Source organism: Pseudomonas sp. P179 (assembly GCF_000478485.2).
GTDB lineage: Bacteria > Pseudomonadota > Gammaproteobacteria > Pseudomonadales > Pseudomonadaceae > Pseudomonas > Pseudomonas aeruginosa.
Window position 1 is genome coordinate 1,171,162 of the sequence record NZ_KI517354.1, and the last position, 19,035, is coordinate 1,190,196.

Consider the following 19,035-nt stretch of genomic DNA (forward strand, 5'->3'; position numbering starts at 1 on the left):
AACGCCCCACTGACAAACTCAAATTTAGTTCGACAATCTTGAAGCGCATATAGCGTTGCCAACAAGCGTCCTTGCCATAAATAACTCAGCTCACTCTAACCGACGTCGAGCTTGTTGACATCCGGATAACTAATCAGTACCGCACGATGCTTGCCATGGAAAACGAATAGGCTTCCCGCCGCTACTGCCGACACACACGTACGCTCAAAAAGATCGATGAGGTCAGCGATGGAGCCAGCTCCACCACAGGCGATCACTGGCACATGGACGTTAGAAGCGATATTTTCCACTAGAGCGTTGTCGAAGCCTTTCTGCACTCCATCTCGATCAATAGAATTTAGAAAAATCTCACCCACTCCAGCCTCTTCGAGCGCTTGCGCCCACTCCAATGGGGAGCGTTTCATGTCGCGCGTCCCATTCTCTGAGAACACGGAGTGTCCTCCCCAGAAACCCTTGCGGCAGTCGATAGAGCCAACTACGCTTTGCGAACCAAACTTATCGGCAATTCTTCGAATCAACGAAAGATCCATAAGAGCGGCGGTATTTATCGAAACTTTTTCGACACCTAGGGAAAAGATTTTTTCCGCATGCTCCAATGTCTTGATACCGCCCCCATAGCAAATAGGCATAAAACACTCACCAGCCACTTCCGCGATCAACTCATAGTTAGGCTCTTGATTGAGCCTGGAAGCATCTATATCCAGCAAAATCAGTTCGTCGACTTCTTTCTCATTGAAGATGCGTATTGCGTTGATCGGGTCTCCAACGTACTTGGGCTCCTTGAACTTCACGGTTTTCACTAGACCGCGATCCTTGAGCAGCAAGCATGGGATAACGCGCCTCCGGACCATCAGACAAGCTCCACGAAGTTTTTGAATAACTGCATACCGAATTTATGACTCTTCTCAGGATGAAACTGAAATCCGAAAACATTATCCCGAGCCACCGCCGCAGTGAATTTTTGCCCATAATTACAACTCAACAGGATATCGTCTGGGTCTTTCGGAACCATATAATAACTATGAACAAAATAGAATCGGCTTTGCTCGTTTATACCGCTAAGTATAGGATGCTCCAATTGCGGGGACACTTGATTCCAGCCCATATGTGGAACCTTTCGGTCGTCACGCCTTTCGAAACGGACGCTATCCATATCGATCCATCCAAGCCCCGGTTCCGCTCCCTCCTCAGATCGCAGCCCCAGCATCTGACTCCCGAGACACACCCCCATGACCGGCTTTCGTTTGATCATGACCTGCTCTGTCAGTACATCCACCAGCCCACTCTTGCGTAGTGTTTGCATTCCGGCGTCAAAAGCACCGACACCAGGCAAAATCAGTTTCTCCGCCTGCTCGATATCCTCTCGGCTATCGGATGCCTTGGCTTTGGCACCAACTCGCTTCAGCATGTTCAAGACTGAAGCAATGTTACCTACACCGTAATCAATAACAACGATCACTTGGCATCTCCCTTGGCACACTGGAAGGACATCCAGAAATAGACAAAATACATAACAGCATATGCTATGGAGTAAAACCACAACACCGAGTCGACAGAGTCAGGCAAGGTAAAACAGATAAACGTCAGGAGCAACAAGGCTAGCTGCCACAACAAATCCATACTCTGCCGCTGGGCAATATAGATTGTATAGCTGAGCGGACTCACCACGAAACGCATATAAAACAACGGAACCATCAATACAGCATAACGCCCCGACTCAGCCCACGCTTCGCCAAAGACTAACCCAAAGGCCCACTCGCCAATGAACCAAAATATAATAAAAGGAGGTAGCGCGAGGACGGCAAGCAACCTGAAAGTCTTGAGGAAGATACCTCGGCAATTACCAAACTCTCGGTAGTCACGAGCGGCTTGTTCTTTGAACACATCGAGCACCGAAGCAGCCAACAAGGAAATGGGAGCTCCCATTATCTTCAGAGTCAGGGCAAACCAGCCTGCACTGTCTCCACCAAACTTTGCCGCCAATAAAATCACAGGCACCTGACTGGCAACCGTGTTGACCAGATCCGCAGGCAGAGAAAACTTCGGGAAATTGATGTACTGTACCGCTACTTGTCGTACCATACGCCACGGTGTCTCGATACAATTTAAAATCAGCGACTTTCCTACCCAAAGGGCCGCAAGCGCCGTGGCTACGACGACACCAAACAGCTGGCCATAGATCAGCCCTGATACGCCCTCCAGTAAATATGCAGCTGAAACTTGTGCAACGGCAATACATGCAGCCAGGCTTACACGAGCAACTCCCAACCGATTAAAAGATTGTTGAAATGTAAGTAACGACAAGACTAGCTTATTTATCCCCAACCCCAGCGAAGCCACCGCCAATGCGAACCAGTATTCACCGATCACAACTGGCATCGACTCAATCAGATGTCTACCTATAACAACAGCAATCGCCACGGCAACGAAAATCAATAGTGTCAACTGAAGTATCAGCTTGACGATTGCCTGGAGTTCGCCCTCTTCTCGAGTCGAAAAAATAGCCAACTCATAGCGCCCAGTAACTACAACTGCAAAAATCGTAGCGAACGATAGCCAAACACTGAAAGCGCCCATTTCAGCAGGAGAATACAGACGAACCAGTAGCAGAGTGACACCAATCGTTATGAGCTGTGCTCCCAAGGTGCCTACTAATACTCGTGCGACACGGTTGATAAAAGCCGCACTCATAGAGTTTTTCCTAAAGACATCTTGAGTGGAAAAGAAATTAGCGCAAGGAAAAGCAGCATCAAGAAAACACCAGAGCCAAGCATTACAGTTAGCAGGGACTGCTCAAGAATCTTTGTAGTAAATAACAAAGCAACCGGAATGGCCATGAATGCACCATACCTCGAAAATAAGAAATTCATGAGAACGACACTACCGCCCACCAACATCGACTCAGCCATAACCCCCACATAACCCAACTGCATATAGGCTATCGCGAAGAAGTTTACATTCGCATTCATATCGGGATTATTGAAAATTTCCGTCCCCAGACGAAAGCTCAACGGCTCAGTCCTACCCTGACCCAAGAGCGCGCCCAACAGGGTATCCCTGTAATAATTGGATCCGAACTGAGACACAAACTGATCAACTGCCCCCAACAGGGTGGAAGGCACAATAAAAGCACGACGTAGAAAATAATCATTCAAGAATGAATAGCCAAACACCTCATGTTCCAACGCCCCTAAAAGCAAAAGCATCAATAGTGCGCAGACAACCCAAGACACTCTGACCTGACCGAATCGTCGAAAATAAACCATCAGGCCATAAATTAGAAACAACACGACAAAAGGATACTTCTGTCCAAACGCTCCCCACAGCACTAGTGCATTGACAATACCCAGGACCAAGTAGAACCATTGTCGTCTGTAGACCCCCCAGGCAAACAACACAGGAAAGAATGCCTGGGTACCGATTGACGACAAGTAGCCGTTTGCAGAACCCGCAGCAAAAACCTCACGAGCAAGTGCACGGCGAGCATACTGCCCAGCAAAGTCAAAGGAAAAATAACCAGCGCTTTTAAAGAAAATAAACACAAGCACTACTATGTTGAGTACTGACAGTAGCACTAACATTCGCCTTCCTTGGTTTTCTCGCTGCAATGCACCTAGCGGATGGAATCTTATCTTATTGACAATGCCGATGATCAAAATACCAAAAGCAATTGCCAGAGGCACGCCAGCCCATGGTTGCGCATCCGGAGAATATTGATTAGCTCCATTAAGAACCAATGAATGAGGAACAAGTATTACAACTAATAATGTAACTAACAGATCACCTGGCCTGCGAATTGCCCCTCCACACAACAGGGCACAGATGAGCGCCAAGACCATCAAGTACGGATACAAGCCGAAGTCGACAGTTTTTTTCGCAGACCCCATATAATCATAGAGATGATAGATATAATTATTATTCACCCACACTGTCGCTGAAAAGAAAGCAAACAGTAACACTGTGTTCAGCAGAATAGACCTGTCGACTCGAGCAAGTATATACATCCGTCAATTCGTCAACGCAGCACAGATGATTTTGATGGATGCCGTATCCAGATAGGGATGCATGGGTAGGCTCATTACTTGAGTAGCAGCCTTGTCACCCACTGGTAGTTTCGCTTTCTCATCCGCAACAGCAGGCTGCTTATTAAGCGGAATAGGGTAATGCACAGCAGTTGGAACCCCGGCAGCTTTCAAAGAAGCCTGAACAGACTCTCGATTATCCATACGCACCGTATACTGGGCATAAACACTGATGTTATTCACTTCAATAAACGGCGTGCCGATACCGACCTGTTTCAGTGATAGGTCATACTCCGCGGCTACCTTCTGGCGCAACGCAATCTCCTCCTCGAAAATTTCAAGCTTCGGTAGAAGAATCGCAGCCTGCAATGTGTCCAACCGACTATTCACCCCCACACGAATGTGATGATAGCGGCGGTCCTGACCATGCCGGGCAATTTGACGAATAGCAGTAGCCAGTTCATCGTCGTTAGTGAAGATCGCTCCACCATCCCCATAGCAACCCAACGGTTTGCTCGGGAAGAAGCTGGTGCAGGCAACGGTACTCAGATTACAAGAACGCTTACCCTTGTACGAAGCACCGAAGCTCTGTGCAGCATCCTCAATGACAGGGATACCATATTTGGAGGCAATGGCGTTGATTGCATCGAAGTCTGCACACTGGCCATACAGCGAAACAGGAATGATAGCCTTCGTACGCGGTGTGATCGCAGCCTCCAGCAACTGCGGATCAAGATTGTAGGTGCGTGGATCAATATCCACGTAAACCGGCTTGGCTCCCAAAAGCGCGACGGTCTCCGCTGTCGCAACATAAGTAAAACCAGGGGTGATTACTTCGTCACCTGGGCCAACACCCAAGGCCATCTGCACAATCTGTAGAGCGTCAGTACCGTTGGCGCAACTGATGCAGTACTTAGCGCCGACGAAATCGGCGAGGCGATCCTCAAGCTCAGTGACTTCCGGGCCAAGAATGTACTGCCCGTGTCTCAGCACGCGCTGGATACCGGCATCGATCTTGTCCTTGATACGCGCTTGCTGGTTCTTCAGGTCGATGAATTCAATCATGGTCACACGTCCACCTTGCTCAGGATCTTTCCATTGAGTACATAGCGCGCACCGGAGTGTGAGCAGACAGCTTCGCCCTGCTCGTTCAGCTGCAGCTGCTCACCGAATTCGCTCATCCAACCAATCTGTCGAGCGGGCACGCCTACCATCAGGGCATAAGATGGAACATTCTTGTTAATGACCGCACCCGCACCCACGAAGGCATATTCACCAATAGTCACGCCACAGACGATAGTGCAGTTGGCACCAAGCGTGGCACCTTTTTTTACCAACGTGTTACGGTACTGATCCTTGCGCTCGATCAACGAGCGGGGGTTGTAAACGTTGGTAAATACCATGCTCGGCCCGCAGAACACGCCCTCTTCGAGAGTGACATTGTCATATACCGACACGTTGTTCTGGATCTTGCAGCGATCACCAATAACGACCTTGTTGCCGACGAATACGTTCTGACCCAACGAAACCCCTGCGCCAATCCGGGCACCTGCACAGATGTGCACGAAGTGCCAAACTCGGGAGTCGCTACCGATCTGCGCACCGTCGTCGACGATCGCGCTGGGGTGCTGATAATAACTCATGGCTTGAGACTCACACTCGATTGTGGTTGTTCAAACAGCCGCTGCAATTGACGGCTCGCGAAATATCCATAGCGGCGAGCCCCCACCTCGTTAAGGTGATGGCTATCCTGGTAAATAAGCTCTCCGTCCTGATAAGGAGCATCGGCGAAGAAGGCGCTGGTAGAAAAATCCATGAACCGTACGTTTGGAATACCCTCGGCTAGAGCACGCAACAGCTGGTTCGCACCTTGCCAGCTGGAGCTAACAAGCGGAGCTGACAAACCCAGCTCCCTGAAACGACGCACACGCTGCACGTTTGATTCGAACATCGGTATCTGCCCGAGTAGAACGACCTGCTTGCCGGCATAGCTGGTATCGACAAGGAAGGCACGCATAGCCTGGGCAAATGCCGGACTCTGCATCTGATACTGCCACATGCCCGCCACAATGATCTTGTCAAAGTTCAACATTGATTGGGCAACTGCATCAATCTGCGCTTGGCAGGGTTTCCGCGCCCAACGGGGCAAACGTTCAAGATCGAAAGCAGGTATAGGCACACAACTGCTTCCGGTGAGTACTCGGTAAGCCACACCTGACTCGTTGCCAACCACGTCGAAGAAGTAGTTAAGCTGCGCAGCATGGCTATCACCGATCACCAGCACACGGGGTACGGCATTGACGCTGCCTCGCTTGCACTCCCCTACCTGAACACCATGGCAGATCGACTCTGGTGCAGCGTAGCGCGTCAACTGAATTGGCGCCGGCGCCACAACCAACACATTGAACTGCGCCCCCCCCGTAACCACTATAGCTACCACACTGGCGGCCAACATCCACTTCAGCGCCTGCTGGCGCAGACCCACAGCCTTTCTGGCAGGTGTCTCGATGTAGCGGTATGAGAACCAGGCCAGCAGGAACGAACCTGTGAGAAATGCCAACAGCGCCACGAAGCTCAATTCGTATTGGCCGGTGTAGTAACGGATGAATGCCAGAATTGGCCAGTGCCACAGATACAACGAATAGGAGATACCACCTATCCAGACCATGGGCCTGCTGGCCAGCAGCAGGCTGGCAGGGCCACGTCGGGCAGCAATGAGCAGAGCGGCTCCCAGGCATGGCAGGAGCGACCAGAATCCGGGAAAGTGCTGCTTGTCGATGATAATGAAGGAGCAGACCAGCAACGCCGCCCCCAATAACCCCGCAAGTATCGCAAGCCTGGCGGGTAGCTCACGATCACGTAATGATAATGCGACAACAGCTCCCGACATGAACTCAGGTACACGAGCTAGCAAGGCGAAGTACTGAGCATCTTGGCTGCCGCTGAATACGCAATAGCCACTCCAAATGAACAGCAAAATAGCTAATAGGATGAACACCGGCAAGCGCCATCGACATGGCAGGCACATGAACAGTACAGGGTAGAACAGATAAAACTGCATCTCGATGGCCAACGACCAAGTATGCAGCAGCGGCAGCTCTTCAGCTCTCGGAGCAAAGTAACTACCAAAATTAGCGAAATAGTGATTACTGGAAAAAAATACAGATGACTGTAGACTTTTTTCAAAAAAAACATAGTCATCAGGCAGAAACAGAATTGTCGAGACAATGCAGACAATCGCCAACATGACGAAATAGGCTGGAAAAATACGTTTGATACGGCCCGCGTAAAACTCTACCAGATCAACTTTTACACCGCGCTCGACCAGTAAGGCGGTAATGATAAACCCGGAAATGACGAAGAACACGTCAACGCCGACAAACCCAGCCCTGAGCCAGGCACTGTTGGCGTGGTAAGCTAGCACAGCCAGAACTGCAACAGCCCGCAGCCCCTGGACATCCAGCCGAATGTTTCTGCCTGAACTTACCGCGACCATACCGTTCAGCAATTTAGAGCTACTAGATGACATGCTGATGAATGATCCTGCGGAAACCTGCTGTAAACAGGTGACCGAGGACGGCCACCTCCTTTTCTACCTCAACGCGCAAGCGCCGCGACGAACGGATGCCCTTCGTTATCAGAGGCCGGTACGATGACGGCGCTGCGAATGGTATTGACAGTTTCCACACAATGACGAGCGTCATCGATGCCATAACCACGACCAGCGAGAATTTCTTCGTAGCTGGTTGTATGTAGATCGGTAAAGCCTTCAGAGAACTCCATTTCCTCACCGTTGACGGTAATCGAACGATAGGTCGGCTTTTTGCCCTTGACCGACTCCGGCAGGTCGTTAGCATCCACGGACAGAAACCAACGCACACGGGCCTGCTCGTACTCCAGATAACCAGCTGCCTTGTACTCGGAAGTGAAGTGCACAACATTACGCTGCAGCTTGCCAAAGATGAAGTGCAGCATGTCGTAGAAGTGCACACCGATGTTGGTAGCCACGCCGAACGACTTACGTGGATCTCCCTTCCAGCTTTTCAGATACCAGTTGCCGCGGGAAGTAATGTAAGTCAGATCGACCTCGTACTTATGCGGACTTTTTTCGCGGGCGACCTTGTCCTTCAATGCGATGATCGCCTGGTGATGACGCAGTTGCAGAATGTTGTAGAGGCGCTTATCGGTTTCGCGCTCGATAACAGCCAACTGATCGAGCATCTCTGGGGTTGGAACAAGCGGCTTTTCGCAGATTACGTCGCAACCCAAGCGCAGACCTGCAGCGATATGCGGGTAGTGCAGGTAATTGGGCGAGCAGATCGATACGTAGTCCAGCGCGGTAGCAGAGTCGCGCTTGAGGTTGCTCGCATGATCAAGAAAGAACTCGAACTCGGTAAAAAACTCGCTCTGGGGAGAGATGCTATCAATAATACCGACCGAGTCATTGATGTCATAGGCCGAAACCAGGCAGTTACCGGTGTCTTTGATGGCGCGCATATGGCGAGGAGCGATGTAGCCGGCAGCACCGATGAGAGCGAAATTTTTCATGGTTCGTCCTATGGAAATGAGCGGATCCGCCCGGCCTTCTGGCACGAGCGGATGGACATGCTGGGATGGGTGATCAAGCCTTGATGATGTGTGCCGCCGGGGAGCGGTACTTGCCACGGCTGTCAACAACTAGCTTGGCTTCGGCCTTGATCAGCTCATAGTCAAACTTGTCATGGTCGGTCGCAAGCACTACAGCGTCGAACCTAGCCAGGTTTTCGGCAGTCAGCGGCTCACTGCTCAGTTCGAAGTGGTGTTCACGCATCTTCGGGAACACCGGCACATGCGGATCGCTATAGGCGACCATCCCACCCTTGGCTTCGATCAGCTCCATGATTTCCACGGATGGCGACTCGCGCATGTCGTCGACATTCTTCTTATAAGCGATACCCAATACCAGTACACGACTGCCCTTGAGGGCCCTGCCTGCCTCGTTCAGGCCATCCATGAGTTTGCCCAGTACGTATTCCGGCATGGCCTGGTTGACCTCACCAGACAGTTCGATGAAGCGGGTATGCAGTCCGTATTCGCGAGCCTTCCAAGTCAGGTAGAAGGGATCGATCGGGATACAGTGCCCGCCCAGTCCCGGCCCTGGGTAGTAAGGAGTGAAACCGAACGGCTTGGTCGCCGCAGCATCAACCACTTCAAAGATGTCGATACCCATGCGATCAGCAACGATCTTCATTTCGTTGACCAGACCGATATTGACCGCGCGATGAATGTTCTCCAACAGCTTGGTCATCTCGGCGGCCTTGGTGGAACTGACCGGCACGACCCGGTCGATGGCCTGTTCATACAGGGCAATGCCGACTTCCAGACACTGAGGAGTGTGACCACCGATCACTTTCGGAATGGTACGAGTCTCGAAGTTCGGGTTGCCCGGATCTTCACGCTCCGGAGAATAGACCAGGTAGATGTCCCGGCCAACCACGAGGCCACCCTCCTGCACGCGTGGCAACAACTCTTCCTCGGTAGTTCCCGGATAGGTGGTACTTTCCAGCGAAACCACCTGCCCTACGCGCAGATACGGTTTTAGTGCGTCGGTGGTATTGATGACAAAGCTCATATCCGGCTCGCGATACTTGTTCAGCGGCGTCGGCACACAAAGGATCAGGGCATCACATTCACTGACACGGCTGAAATCGGTCGTAGCCTCGAAACCGCTTGCACGGGCCTTAGCAATTTTGGCTTGCGGAATATGTTCGATATAGCACTGCCCGGCATTAAGCTTGTCAACCTTGACATCATCGATATCGATACCCAAGACATCGAAACCAATGGCGTTGTATCGCAGCATCAGTGGTAAACCGACATAACCCAGACCCACGATACCAATCAAGGCCTGTCGGCTTTTGAACTTCTCTACCACTGTGTTAACATCTATCATTTTCCAACTCACCTCAATTTTACCTGCCCGCGCCTGCGACCGCACAACGGGAACTTAAATCTTCCACGATTCATTCGTCAGTCGAGTGAATCCTTTCTGCGACCACTCTCGACATCTTCACAAGATCGATAAAGAAGGGATACTGTCGCTTTCCACAGCACCTGGCGGCAATGGCCAAAAATGAAGGGCGTCGTAATCATAGGCGCTAGGGAACCTCCGAGCAAGTTGGCTTTTGCCGTGCAGAACGGCACTCTGGTCCACCCATGCCCTTCCGGACCACAATGCTAACTCGCTTTCGAGCAGGCCTTCAGCCTGCCCAGCTCACGCAGGCTCCTATACATTTTGCGCCTCCACAGACCTGGTAACCGCCCTGGACTGCCAGTCAAGCCGAGCTTATCAGCATCCACGAAACCGGTTTTCGCACGATCCAGTTGACACCCGAAGACCCGACTCGACCCTGACCAAGCCTGCGCCGTATTAAGCACAGTCCTGTAAATCACCCCGCGATTGCCGAGCTTCGAATACGGCTACGACACGTAACGACCTGCCAGGCAACTTGGCATCTTCTCGCACACCCGACACCAGGAACCAGACACCACCGCAACAGACGTCACATACCCACAACCACAGCTCAACTGTTAACCTCTGCGTTCAAGGAGCCAAGGCACAGGAGACAGAGCTGAGGAAACACCGCATGGAAACGTTCTCACCCCTCAGCAATCGAGCCACCCAACGAAAACCTACTCCACAAAATTACTCGACCAAAGTACGTGCAACGCATCACCACTTCAATAACTAGCTCTTTCCTAACGAGCATACTTCTTCAAAAAAATCCGGCACAACGCCAGAAAACCACCAAGCACACCACCAATTATCAACCCAAAAATCAAAATCATCGCTCTCCTTGGACGAACTGGTGAGTCCGGCGTTTCTATCGGACCGTCTTGTCGAAAAACAGAAACCCGCTCCGAATTAACACGCAAGCTACTCAGCAATAACTGCTGCTCCTGAAGAGTACGCAACGCCGGAATAAAAGGATCATCAGAGCTACGCGCCTCCAATGTCTGAATCTCGGCCATAATCGCCTTACTGCCACGCATATACATCAGACTTCCATTCATGATAGCCGAGAGCTCCTCAGAGGATTGCCCACTGATCAGTGGAGGCTCCTCCAATTTCAGCGCACCTGCGACCTTCAACGCCTCCTTGAGCTGAACAATACGATCTTCACGTCTTGCCTTGGCATTCTCTCGCAAGTTCTGTATGCGCTGCTCAATATCTCGAGCCTTGACCTCAATCTCGCGATGCGCATTGTTCAACATTTCCTGAATAGAAATCTCGGCCGCATCAGCTATATACCGACGAACCCAACTCGCCGCACGCTCCGGATCCTCCTGTTCAATCGCAACAAGATAACGACCCGGAAAGTCTTTCCCCGGCAAACTAATACTTATCTGATCAGTGAACCTTTTATAGAGCGCATCACGCGAAACCGAACGAAGCTCTTCATCCAAAGAAGGCAAATAGGTCTCATTGAAAAAACGATGACGAGTTCCATCAGCCTGCAGGTTGCGAACAAAAACAGAGTACACATCCTGGACCTTGAAGGGACCAAGCCCGGTTTCCCTGGTACGTCCCTGATTGAAACCTGCCACATCACTCAACGACGGAGGCAAAATCGCTATGCGGGCCTCATAGACAGGAGTACTGAGAAAAGCGTAGATAGCTGCAAACAAAATACCTAGCAAAGAAAATATAAGAACTATCCACTTCTCCTCCCATAATCCTCGAACCAGCTCAACCAGATCGATATCGCCAGCTACACCGCCGTGCTTTTGTATTTCGTCAGTCATCGAAAAGTCCAGCTACTCTTCCGGCCAATCATTGAAAACCAATTATAATTAGCCAATTTTTAATTAGAAGTTTTACACACTAGCAAGGGAAAGACAGAGCGCCCAGAAGACACATTACCGACAGCGAACTCAACAGGATGAATTACGTGCAAGCAATACATGAAACTCTCCGCCAAAAGCCTCAATGCATCTTGACCATCAGAAACGAAAGTAGTTCCATAAAAGCTTGACCTTTGGCGAAGACCAACCGGGAGCGACACGATGCCATGAACCAAGCCTCCATCTACAGACTCCAGCCAAACCAGTAAGACATGGTAACTCAGCACCCCCTCTAACAGGACACCCATCCCACCCGACCTTCCAAGCATTGTGTAGTCATCTAGATGCGAATAGCACTCGAGCCCACAAAGACCAGGCAGGGACTCGAGCAGACCTCACCGCAGGGCGGTAGACTGAGATACTGCGAGTTCTTTTCGAGTACGAGACAGATCAGATCTTGCAGATCTGAGACGCACTTTGGCACGAGCCAGAAGAGGCACGCTGATCAACATACCAATAATACCGCCAGCAATAAATGCTAACGCAACATAAAGGACCACAGGTAAATCTGGCGTGGCAAGACCAAAGAGTTCAAAGCTGACGCTTTGCCGGTTCTCCAAAGCAACCACAATCATGAAAAGGGCGACAACTAACAGCCCCACCGCCATTAACGTACGCTTGACCCAAAGCATGGCAACTCCAACATCTGAACAAGGCAGAGATCACTCCGGCTCGTTGACCCGATCCCGCAACTCCTTGCCCGGCTTGAAGTGCGGCACGAACTTGCCGTCGAGGCGTACCGACTCCCCGGTCTTGGGGTTGCGACCGACGCGCGGGGCGCGGTAGTGCAAGGAAAAGCTGCCGAAGCCACGGATCTCGATCCGGTCCCCGGTCGCCAGGGCCTGGGACATTTGCTCCAGCATGGTCTTGATTGCCAACTCGACATCCTTCGCGGACAGTTGCCCCTGATGGGTAACGATCCGTTCGATCAACTCCGACTTGGTCATGGTTTTCCCTTCTTTTTCAAGCGGCTAGATCAGCTCAGGTCTCTTTTAGCATGCTGATCAGTCTTTGAACAGGTCCAAGAAGGGGAAAACGAAAAAGGGCGGCCTAGGCCGCCCTTTTTCATGATGGATCAGAGACTTAGCCCTGATTCTCCATCTGAGCACGGATCAGATCACCGATGGTGGTCGGACCAGCGCTTTCTACTTCCTGCTTACGCAGTTCTTTCATTGCGTCCTTCTCGTCGTCGACGTCCTTGGACTTGACGGAGAGGCTGATGACGCGGCTCTTGCGGTCGATGCTGATGATCTTGGCTTCGACTTCCTCGCCTTCCTTCAGGACGTTGCGCGCGTCTTCGACGCGGTCACGGCTGATTTCGGAAGCCTTCAGGATACCTTCGATGTCGTCGCCCAGGCTGATGACAGCGCCCTTGGCGTCGACTTCCTTCACGGTACCGCGGACGATGCTGCCTTTCTCGTGCAGGGACGCGTAGTTGGAGAACGGATCGTCTTCCAGCTGCTTGATGCCCAGGGAGATGCGCTCGCGCTCCGGATCGACCGACAGGATGACGGTTTCCAGCTCGTCGCCCTTCTTGAAGCGACGTACGGCTTCTTCGCCGACTTCGTTCCAGGAGATGTCGGACAGGTGGACCAGGCCGTCGATGCCGCCGTCCAGACCGATGAAGATACCGAAGTCGGTGATCGACTTGATGGTACCGGAGATACGGTCACCCTTGTTGAACTGGCTGGAGAAGTCTTCCCACGGGTTGGATTTGCACTGCTTGATACCCAGGGAGATACGACGACGCTCTTCGTCGATGTCCAGAACCTGAACTTCCACTTCATCGCCAACCTGGACGACTTTCGACGGATGGATGTTCTTGTTGGTCCAGTCCATTTCGGAGACGTGTACCAGGCCTTCCACGCCCTCTTCCAGCTCGGCGAAGCAGCCGTAGTCGGTGAGGTTGGTGACGCGGGCCATGACGCGGGTACCTTCCGGGTAACGCGCCTTGATGGCAACCCACGGGTCTTCGCCCAGTTGCTTCAGGCCCAGGGATACACGGTTGCGCTCGCGGTCGAACTTCAGGACCTTGACGTCGATCTCGTCGCCAACGTTGACGATCTCGGACGGATGCTTGATGCGCTTCCAGGCCATGTCGGTGATGTGTAGCAGGCCGTCTACGCCGCCCAGGTCCACGAATGCGCCGTAGTCGGTGAGGTTCTTGACGATACCTTTGACCTGCTGGCCTTCCTGCAGCGATTCCAGCAGAGCTTCACGCTCGGCGCTGTTCTCGGCTTCCAGGACGCTGCGGCGGGAAACGACAACGTTGTTGCGCTTCTGGTCGAGCTTGATGACCTTGAACTCGAGCTCTTTGCCTTCCAGGTGGGTGGTGTCGCGAACCGGACGAACGTCGACCAGAGAACCCGGCAGGAACGCGCGGATGCCGTTGACGTCGACGGTGAAACCGCCCTTGACCTTGCCGTTGATGACGCCCTTGACCACTTCGTCGGCAGCGAAAGCCGCTTCCAGAACAATCCAGCTCTCGGCGCGCTTGGCTTTCTCGCGGGACAGCTTGGTCTCGCCAAAGCCGTCTTCTACCGCGTCCAGTGCGACGTGGACTTCGTCACCCACCTTGATGGTCAGCTCGCCCTGTTCGTTGTAGAACTGCTCGACCGGGATGACGCCCTCGGATTTCAGACCGGCATGGACGGTGACCCAGTCACCATCGATGTCGACCACGATGCCGGTGATGATGGCACCCGGCTGCATGTCGAGGGATTTCAGACTTTCTTCAAAGAGTTCTGCGAAGCTTTCGCTCATGTTCATACCTGTAGTCAAAGGCCCGGAAGGGCCCGATTCCGCATCACCAGCCAATGCGGTCAAGTCATTAAATGAAGCCGCAGGACAATTTGCTGGTTTCCTGCTAGCTTCTGATTGCACTCCCGAATGGGAATGCCCAGTTGGGTTGTTCTGCGATGGCGCCAGGCAAGTCGGGAGGCAACCCTCGCCACACCTGCAAAACGCCACAACATAAGGTCTGGAATATTAGCAACCAGGCCCTATATCGTCAATTCCCGCGCCGAAACCTCAGACGTCCCAGCCCTGCCGCTCGCAGTGCCGGATGATCGTCTCGACCACCGCCTCGATGCTCATTTCGGTGGAGTCCAGCAGGATCGCGTCATCGGCCGGTTTCAGCGGCGCGACCGCGCGCTGGCTGTCGCGCTCGTCGCGCTCGCGGATTTCTTCCAGCAAGGCAGACTGGTCGACATCCGCGCCCTTCGCCTTCAACTGCAGGTAGCGTCGACGCGCACGCTCCTCCGCCGAGGCGGTGAGGAAGATCTTCAGAGGCGCATCGGGAAACACCACGGTGCCCATGTCGCGGCCGTCGGCCACCAACCCCGGCGCTTCGAGGAACGCCCGCTGGCGCTGCAGCAACGCATCGCGCACGGCCGGTAAGGCGGCGACCTGTGAGGCGCCGGCACCGACCTGCTCGGTACGGATCACATCGGTCACTTCCTCGCCTTCGAGAATGATGCGCTGCCCATGGCTGCCATCGGCGGCGACGAACTGCACATCGAGGTGCGCAGCCAGGACCTTCAGCGCCTCTTCATTGGTCAGGTCGACACCATGGTTGACCGCGGCGAACGCCAACAGCCGATAAAGCGCCCCGGAATCCAGCAGGTTCCAGCCCAGGCGCCGGGCGAGCAGCCCGGCGACCGTGCCCTTGCCGGCGCCACTGGGGCCATCGATGGCGAGCATCGGTACAGCGCCGTTCATCAATTGTTCTCCACGGCGACCCGGATACCGGTCTGGGCACACAGGGCGAGGAAGTTGGGGAAGGAGGTGGCGACGTTGGCGCAGTCGTGGATGCGGATCGGCCCGCTGGCACGCAGCGAAGCGACGCTGAAGGACATGGCGATACGGTGGTCGCCGTGCGCCCAGACTTCGCCGCCACCGAACGCACCACCCTCGATGACGATGCCATCCGGGGTCGGCTCGGCCTTCACGCCCAGGGCCTTCAGGCCGTCGGCCATGACCTGGATACGGTCCGACTCCTTGACCCGCAGCTCTTCGGCGCCACGCAGGACCGTGCGCCCCTCGGCGCAGGCGGCAGCCACGAAGAGTACCGGGAACTCGTCGATGGCCAGTGGCACCAGGTCCTCGGGAATGTCGATGCCCTTGAGCCGCGCGGAGCGCACGCGGATGTCGGCGACCGGCTCGCCGCCGACCTCGCGCTGGTTTTCCAGGCTCAGGTCACCACCCATCAGGCGCAGGATCTCGATGACGCCGACGCGCGTCGGGTTGATGCCGACGTGCTGCAGGACCAGTTCCGAACCCTCGGCGATACTGGCGGCAACCAGGAAGAAGGCTGCCGAGGAAATGTCGGCCGGGACCTCGATATGGGTGGCGCTCAACTTGTGCCCGGATTCGACCTTGGCGGTGCTGCCCTCGACCACCACCGGATAGCCGAAGCCGCGCAGCATGCGCTCGGTGTGGTCGCGGGTCGGCGCCGGCTCGGTGACCGAGGTCTCACCCGCGGCGTAGAGCCCGGCGAGCAACAGGCAGGACTTCACCTGGGCGCTGGCCATCGGCATGTCGTAATGCATACCGGTGAGGCGCTGGCCGCCGCGAATGGTCATCGGCGGACGGCCTTCCGGCCCCGTCTCGATTACCGCGCCCATCTCGCGCAGCGGCTTGGCTACGCGATTCATCGGCCGCTTGGAAAGGGAAGCGTCGCCGGTCAGGGTGCTGTCGAACGGCTGGGCCGCCAGCAGACCGCTGAGCAGACGCATGGAAGTACCGGAGTTACCCAGGTAGATCGGCCCAGGCGGCGCCTTGAGGCCGTGCAGGCCAACGCCATGGACGGTGACGCGGCCGTTCTGCGGCCCCTCGATCACCACTCCCATGTCGCGGAACGCCTGGATGGTTGCCAGTGCGTCCTCGCCCTCGAGGAAGCCCTCCACTTCGGTGGTGCCTTCGGCCAGGGAGCCGAGCATGATCGAGCGATGGGAAATCGACTTGTCGCCCGGTACCCGGATGGTTCCGGACAGGCTGCCGCCCGGCTGGGCCAGATAAATCAGGTCGTTGTTGTGCATGGCGTCCACATAGGCCCGACGGGCCAGGATTTTGCTGAAATGCTCACGGGCTACCCGGGCGCGCGTGAAAACGCCCAACAACTGGTGCCCGTCCCCAGTGTCGACGGCCTCGCGCAGCGCGTCGAGGTCGTCACGAAAAACATCCAGTGTACGCAGCACCGCCTCGCGATTGGCGAGAAAGATGTCGTGCCACATCACCGGGTCGCTGCCGGCGATCCGCGTGAAATCACGGAAACCGCCGGCGGCATAGCGGAAGATCTCCAGGTTCTCGCTGCGCTTGGCCAGGGAGTCGACCAGGGTGAAGGCCAGCAGGTGAGGCAGGTGGCTGGTGGCCGCCAGAACCTCGTCGTGATGCTCGACCTCCATGTGCTCGACGTCCGCGCCCAGCGCGCGCCACAGGCTGTCGACCAGCGCCAGCGCGTCGGCATCGGTCTCCGCGGAGGGCGTGAGAATCACCTTGTGCCGGCGGAACAGGGTCGCCTTCGCCGCGGTCACTCCGCTCTGCTCGGAACCCGCGATCGGATGCCCCGGTACCAGGTACCGCGGCATCCCGCCGAACGCGACACGCGCGGCACGCACGATATTGCCCTTGGCGCTGCCAACGTCGGTCAATACAGCCTTGCCCAGGTCGAGCTTCGCCAGGTCAGCCAGCACCCGCTCCATCGCCAGGATCGGCACCGCCAACTGGACCACGTCGGCGCCGACGCAGGCGCGGCCAAGATCCTCCTCGCAACGGTCGACCACGCCGAGCTCCACCGCCAGGCGGCAAGACTCGGCATCCCGATCCACGCCGACCACTTCCCGGAACAACCCTTTGCTCCGCAACCCCTTGGCGAAGGAGCCGCCGATCAGGCCCAGCCCCACCACCACCAGGCGGCCCAGCTTAGGGGTCGACTGTTGCAGCGGCGTGACCTCAGTCATGCGCCAGCACCTTGCCCAGCGCCTGGAGGAAACGATCGTTCTCTTCCGGTAGCCCGATGGAGACGCGCAGGAAGGTCGGCATCCCGTAGCCAGCCACCGGACGCACGATCACACCTTCGCGCAGCAGCGCCTGGTAGACCGGACCGGCATCGCGAGCCAGATCCACGGCGATGAAGTTGCCCTTCGAGGGAATCCAGGACAGGCCCAACGCGTGGAAGCCATCCTCCAGCTGCGCCATGCCGGAATCGTTTAGGCGGCGACTCTGCGCCAGGTAGTCATGGTCGTCCAGCGCCGCGCAGGCAGCCGCCAGTGCCAGGCTATTGACATTGAACGGCTGGCGCACGCGGTTGAGCACATCGGCCACCGCCTTGCTCGAAAGCGCGTAGCCGACCCGCAGCGAAGCCAGGCCATAGGCCTTGGAGAAGGTCCGCGAGACCAGCAGGTTGGGGTGCCGCGCCAGGTAGTCCAGGCCATCGGGCAGCTCATCTCCCTCGGCGTATTCGATATAGGCCTCGTCCAGCACCACCAGCACCTCCGCCGGCACCTGGGCGAGGAACCGCTCCAGGGCGTCCGCACCGAACCAGGTCCCGGTCGGGTTGTTCGGGTTGGCGACGAACACCACGCGAGTTTGCCCATCGATGGCGGCGAGCATCGCTTCCAGGTCATGCCCCCAGGCGCGCGCCTTGACCGCCCGCCCCTCGGCGCCCACGGCCTGGGTGGCGATCGGGTAGACGGCGAAGGCATGTTCGCTGAACACGGCGTTCAGACCAGGCGCGAGGTAGGCACGGGCGACCAGGTCGAGAATGTCGTTGGAGCCGTTGCCCAGGGTCACCTGCGCCGCATCCACCGCGCAACGCTCGGCCAGCTTGCGCTTGAGTTCGAAACCGTTGCCGTCAGGATAACGGGTCAGTTCCGCCAGTTCGGCGCGGATAGCCTCCAGCGCCTTTGGGCTCGCACCCAGCGGGTTCTCGTTGCTGGCGAGCTTGACGATCGCCGCAGGGTCGATGCCCAGCTCGCGGGCCAGTTCGTCCACCGGCTTGCCAGGGACGTAGGGCGACAACTTTTGCACCCCCGGCTGGGCCAGGGCAAGGAAATCGGACATGGATAGTTCAGCCTCGACGCGGGACGGGGCATTCATCGATGACCCGTCTCTTCGGAATGACAGCGCG

General features: G+C 55.3%; 16 protein-coding genes. All 16 read right to left on the bottom strand.

Annotation, left to right across the window (positions count from 1 at the left end; translation table 11 throughout):
* Window positions 1–95 precede the first annotated feature (95 nt).
* Entirely contained in the window at window positions 96–851 is a 756-nt protein-coding gene (locus HMPREF1224_RS18090) for an AglZ/HisF2 family acetamidino modification protein (RefSeq protein ID WP_003113421.1), read from the bottom strand.
* Window positions 851–1,459, bottom strand: a complete 609-nt coding sequence (hisH, locus tag HMPREF1224_RS0112020) for an imidazole glycerol phosphate synthase subunit HisH (protein ID WP_003113422.1) — start codon at window positions 1,457–1,459, stop codon at window positions 851–853. The genes HMPREF1224_RS18090 and hisH overlap by 1 nt, the downstream gene beginning before the upstream one ends.
* On the bottom strand, window positions 1,456–2,691 hold the full coding sequence (wzx, locus tag HMPREF1224_RS44095; RefSeq protein WP_003119725.1) for an O-antigen flipase Wzx: 1,236 nt from the start codon (window positions 2,689–2,691) through the stop codon (window positions 1,456–1,458). The genes hisH and wzx overlap by 4 nt, the downstream gene beginning before the upstream one ends.
* Window positions 2,688–4,004, bottom strand: a complete 1,317-nt coding sequence (locus HMPREF1224_RS0112030) for an O-antigen polymerase (protein WP_003124381.1) — start codon at window positions 4,002–4,004, stop codon at window positions 2,688–2,690. The genes wzx and HMPREF1224_RS0112030 overlap by 4 nt, the downstream gene beginning before the upstream one ends.
* Window positions 4,005–4,007: 3 nt before the next feature.
* On the bottom strand, window positions 4,008–5,087 hold the full coding sequence (gene wbpE, locus HMPREF1224_RS18095; protein WP_003113425.1) for a UDP-2-acetamido-2-deoxy-3-oxo-D-glucuronate aminotransferase: 1,080 nt from the start codon (window positions 5,085–5,087) through the stop codon (window positions 4,008–4,010).
* Window positions 5,088–5,089: 2 nt separating this feature from the next.
* The gene (wbpD, locus tag HMPREF1224_RS18100) at window positions 5,090–5,665 is read right to left on the bottom strand and encodes a UDP-2-acetamido-3-amino-2,3-dideoxy-D-glucuronate N-acetyltransferase (protein ID WP_003113426.1); all 576 of its coding nucleotides are present in this window, start codon (window positions 5,663–5,665) and stop codon (window positions 5,090–5,092) included.
* The gene (locus HMPREF1224_RS18105) at window positions 5,662–7,551 is read right to left on the bottom strand and encodes an acyltransferase family protein (protein WP_010793233.1); all 1,890 of its coding nucleotides are present in this window, start codon (window positions 7,549–7,551) and stop codon (window positions 5,662–5,664) included. Before HMPREF1224_RS18105 ends, wbpD begins: the two co-directional genes overlap by 4 nt.
* A 68-nt stretch (window positions 7,552–7,619) precedes the next feature.
* Window positions 7,620–8,570 carry a UDP-N-acetyl-2-amino-2-deoxy-D-glucuronate oxidase gene (gene wbpB / locus HMPREF1224_RS18110; RefSeq protein WP_003113428.1) on the bottom strand — a complete coding sequence of 317 codons (951 nt, stop codon included), beginning with the start codon at window positions 8,568–8,570 and terminating at the stop codon, window positions 7,620–7,622.
* A 73-nt stretch (window positions 8,571–8,643) separates the two neighbouring features.
* Window positions 8,644–9,954, bottom strand: coding sequence for a UDP-N-acetyl-D-glucosamine 6-dehydrogenase (wbpA, locus tag HMPREF1224_RS18115; RefSeq protein ID WP_003113429.1), 1,311 nt, complete (start codon window positions 9,952–9,954; stop codon window positions 8,644–8,646).
* An 806-nt stretch (window positions 9,955–10,760) separates the two neighbouring features.
* Window positions 10,761–11,807, bottom strand: a complete 1,047-nt coding sequence (locus HMPREF1224_RS18120) for an LPS O-antigen chain length determinant protein WzzB (protein ID WP_003113430.1) — start codon at window positions 11,805–11,807, stop codon at window positions 10,761–10,763.
* Window positions 11,808–12,241: 434 nt separating this feature from the next.
* The gene (locus HMPREF1224_RS44100; protein ID WP_003113431.1) at window positions 12,242–12,538 is read right to left on the bottom strand and encodes a LapA family protein; all 297 of its coding nucleotides are present in this window, start codon (window positions 12,536–12,538) and stop codon (window positions 12,242–12,244) included.
* Between the two features lie 30 nt (window positions 12,539–12,568).
* On the bottom strand, window positions 12,569–12,853 hold the full coding sequence (ihfB, locus tag HMPREF1224_RS18125) for an integration host factor subunit beta (RefSeq protein ID WP_003091441.1): 285 nt from the start codon (window positions 12,851–12,853) through the stop codon (window positions 12,569–12,571).
* 136 nt (window positions 12,854–12,989) lie between these two features.
* Window positions 12,990–14,669: a 30S ribosomal protein S1 gene (rpsA, locus tag HMPREF1224_RS18130; RefSeq protein ID WP_003091442.1), complete on the bottom strand. Its 1,680-nt coding sequence runs from the start codon at window positions 14,667–14,669 to the stop codon at window positions 12,990–12,992.
* Between the two features lie 267 nt (window positions 14,670–14,936).
* A complete protein-coding gene (cmk, locus tag HMPREF1224_RS18135) occupies window positions 14,937–15,626 on the bottom strand; it encodes a (d)CMP kinase (protein ID WP_003091443.1) in 690 nt (229 codons plus the stop codon).
* Window positions 15,626–17,866, bottom strand: coding sequence for a bifunctional prephenate dehydrogenase/3-phosphoshikimate 1-carboxyvinyltransferase (locus HMPREF1224_RS18140; protein WP_003113432.1), 2,241 nt, complete (start codon window positions 17,864–17,866; stop codon window positions 15,626–15,628). Before HMPREF1224_RS18140 ends, cmk begins: the two co-directional genes overlap by 1 nt.
* Entirely contained in the window at window positions 17,859–18,968 is a 1,110-nt protein-coding gene (gene hisC / locus HMPREF1224_RS18145; RefSeq protein WP_003115433.1) for a histidinol-phosphate transaminase, read from the bottom strand. Before hisC ends, HMPREF1224_RS18140 begins: the two co-directional genes overlap by 8 nt.
* Between the last annotated feature and the right edge of the window lie 67 nt (window positions 18,969–19,035).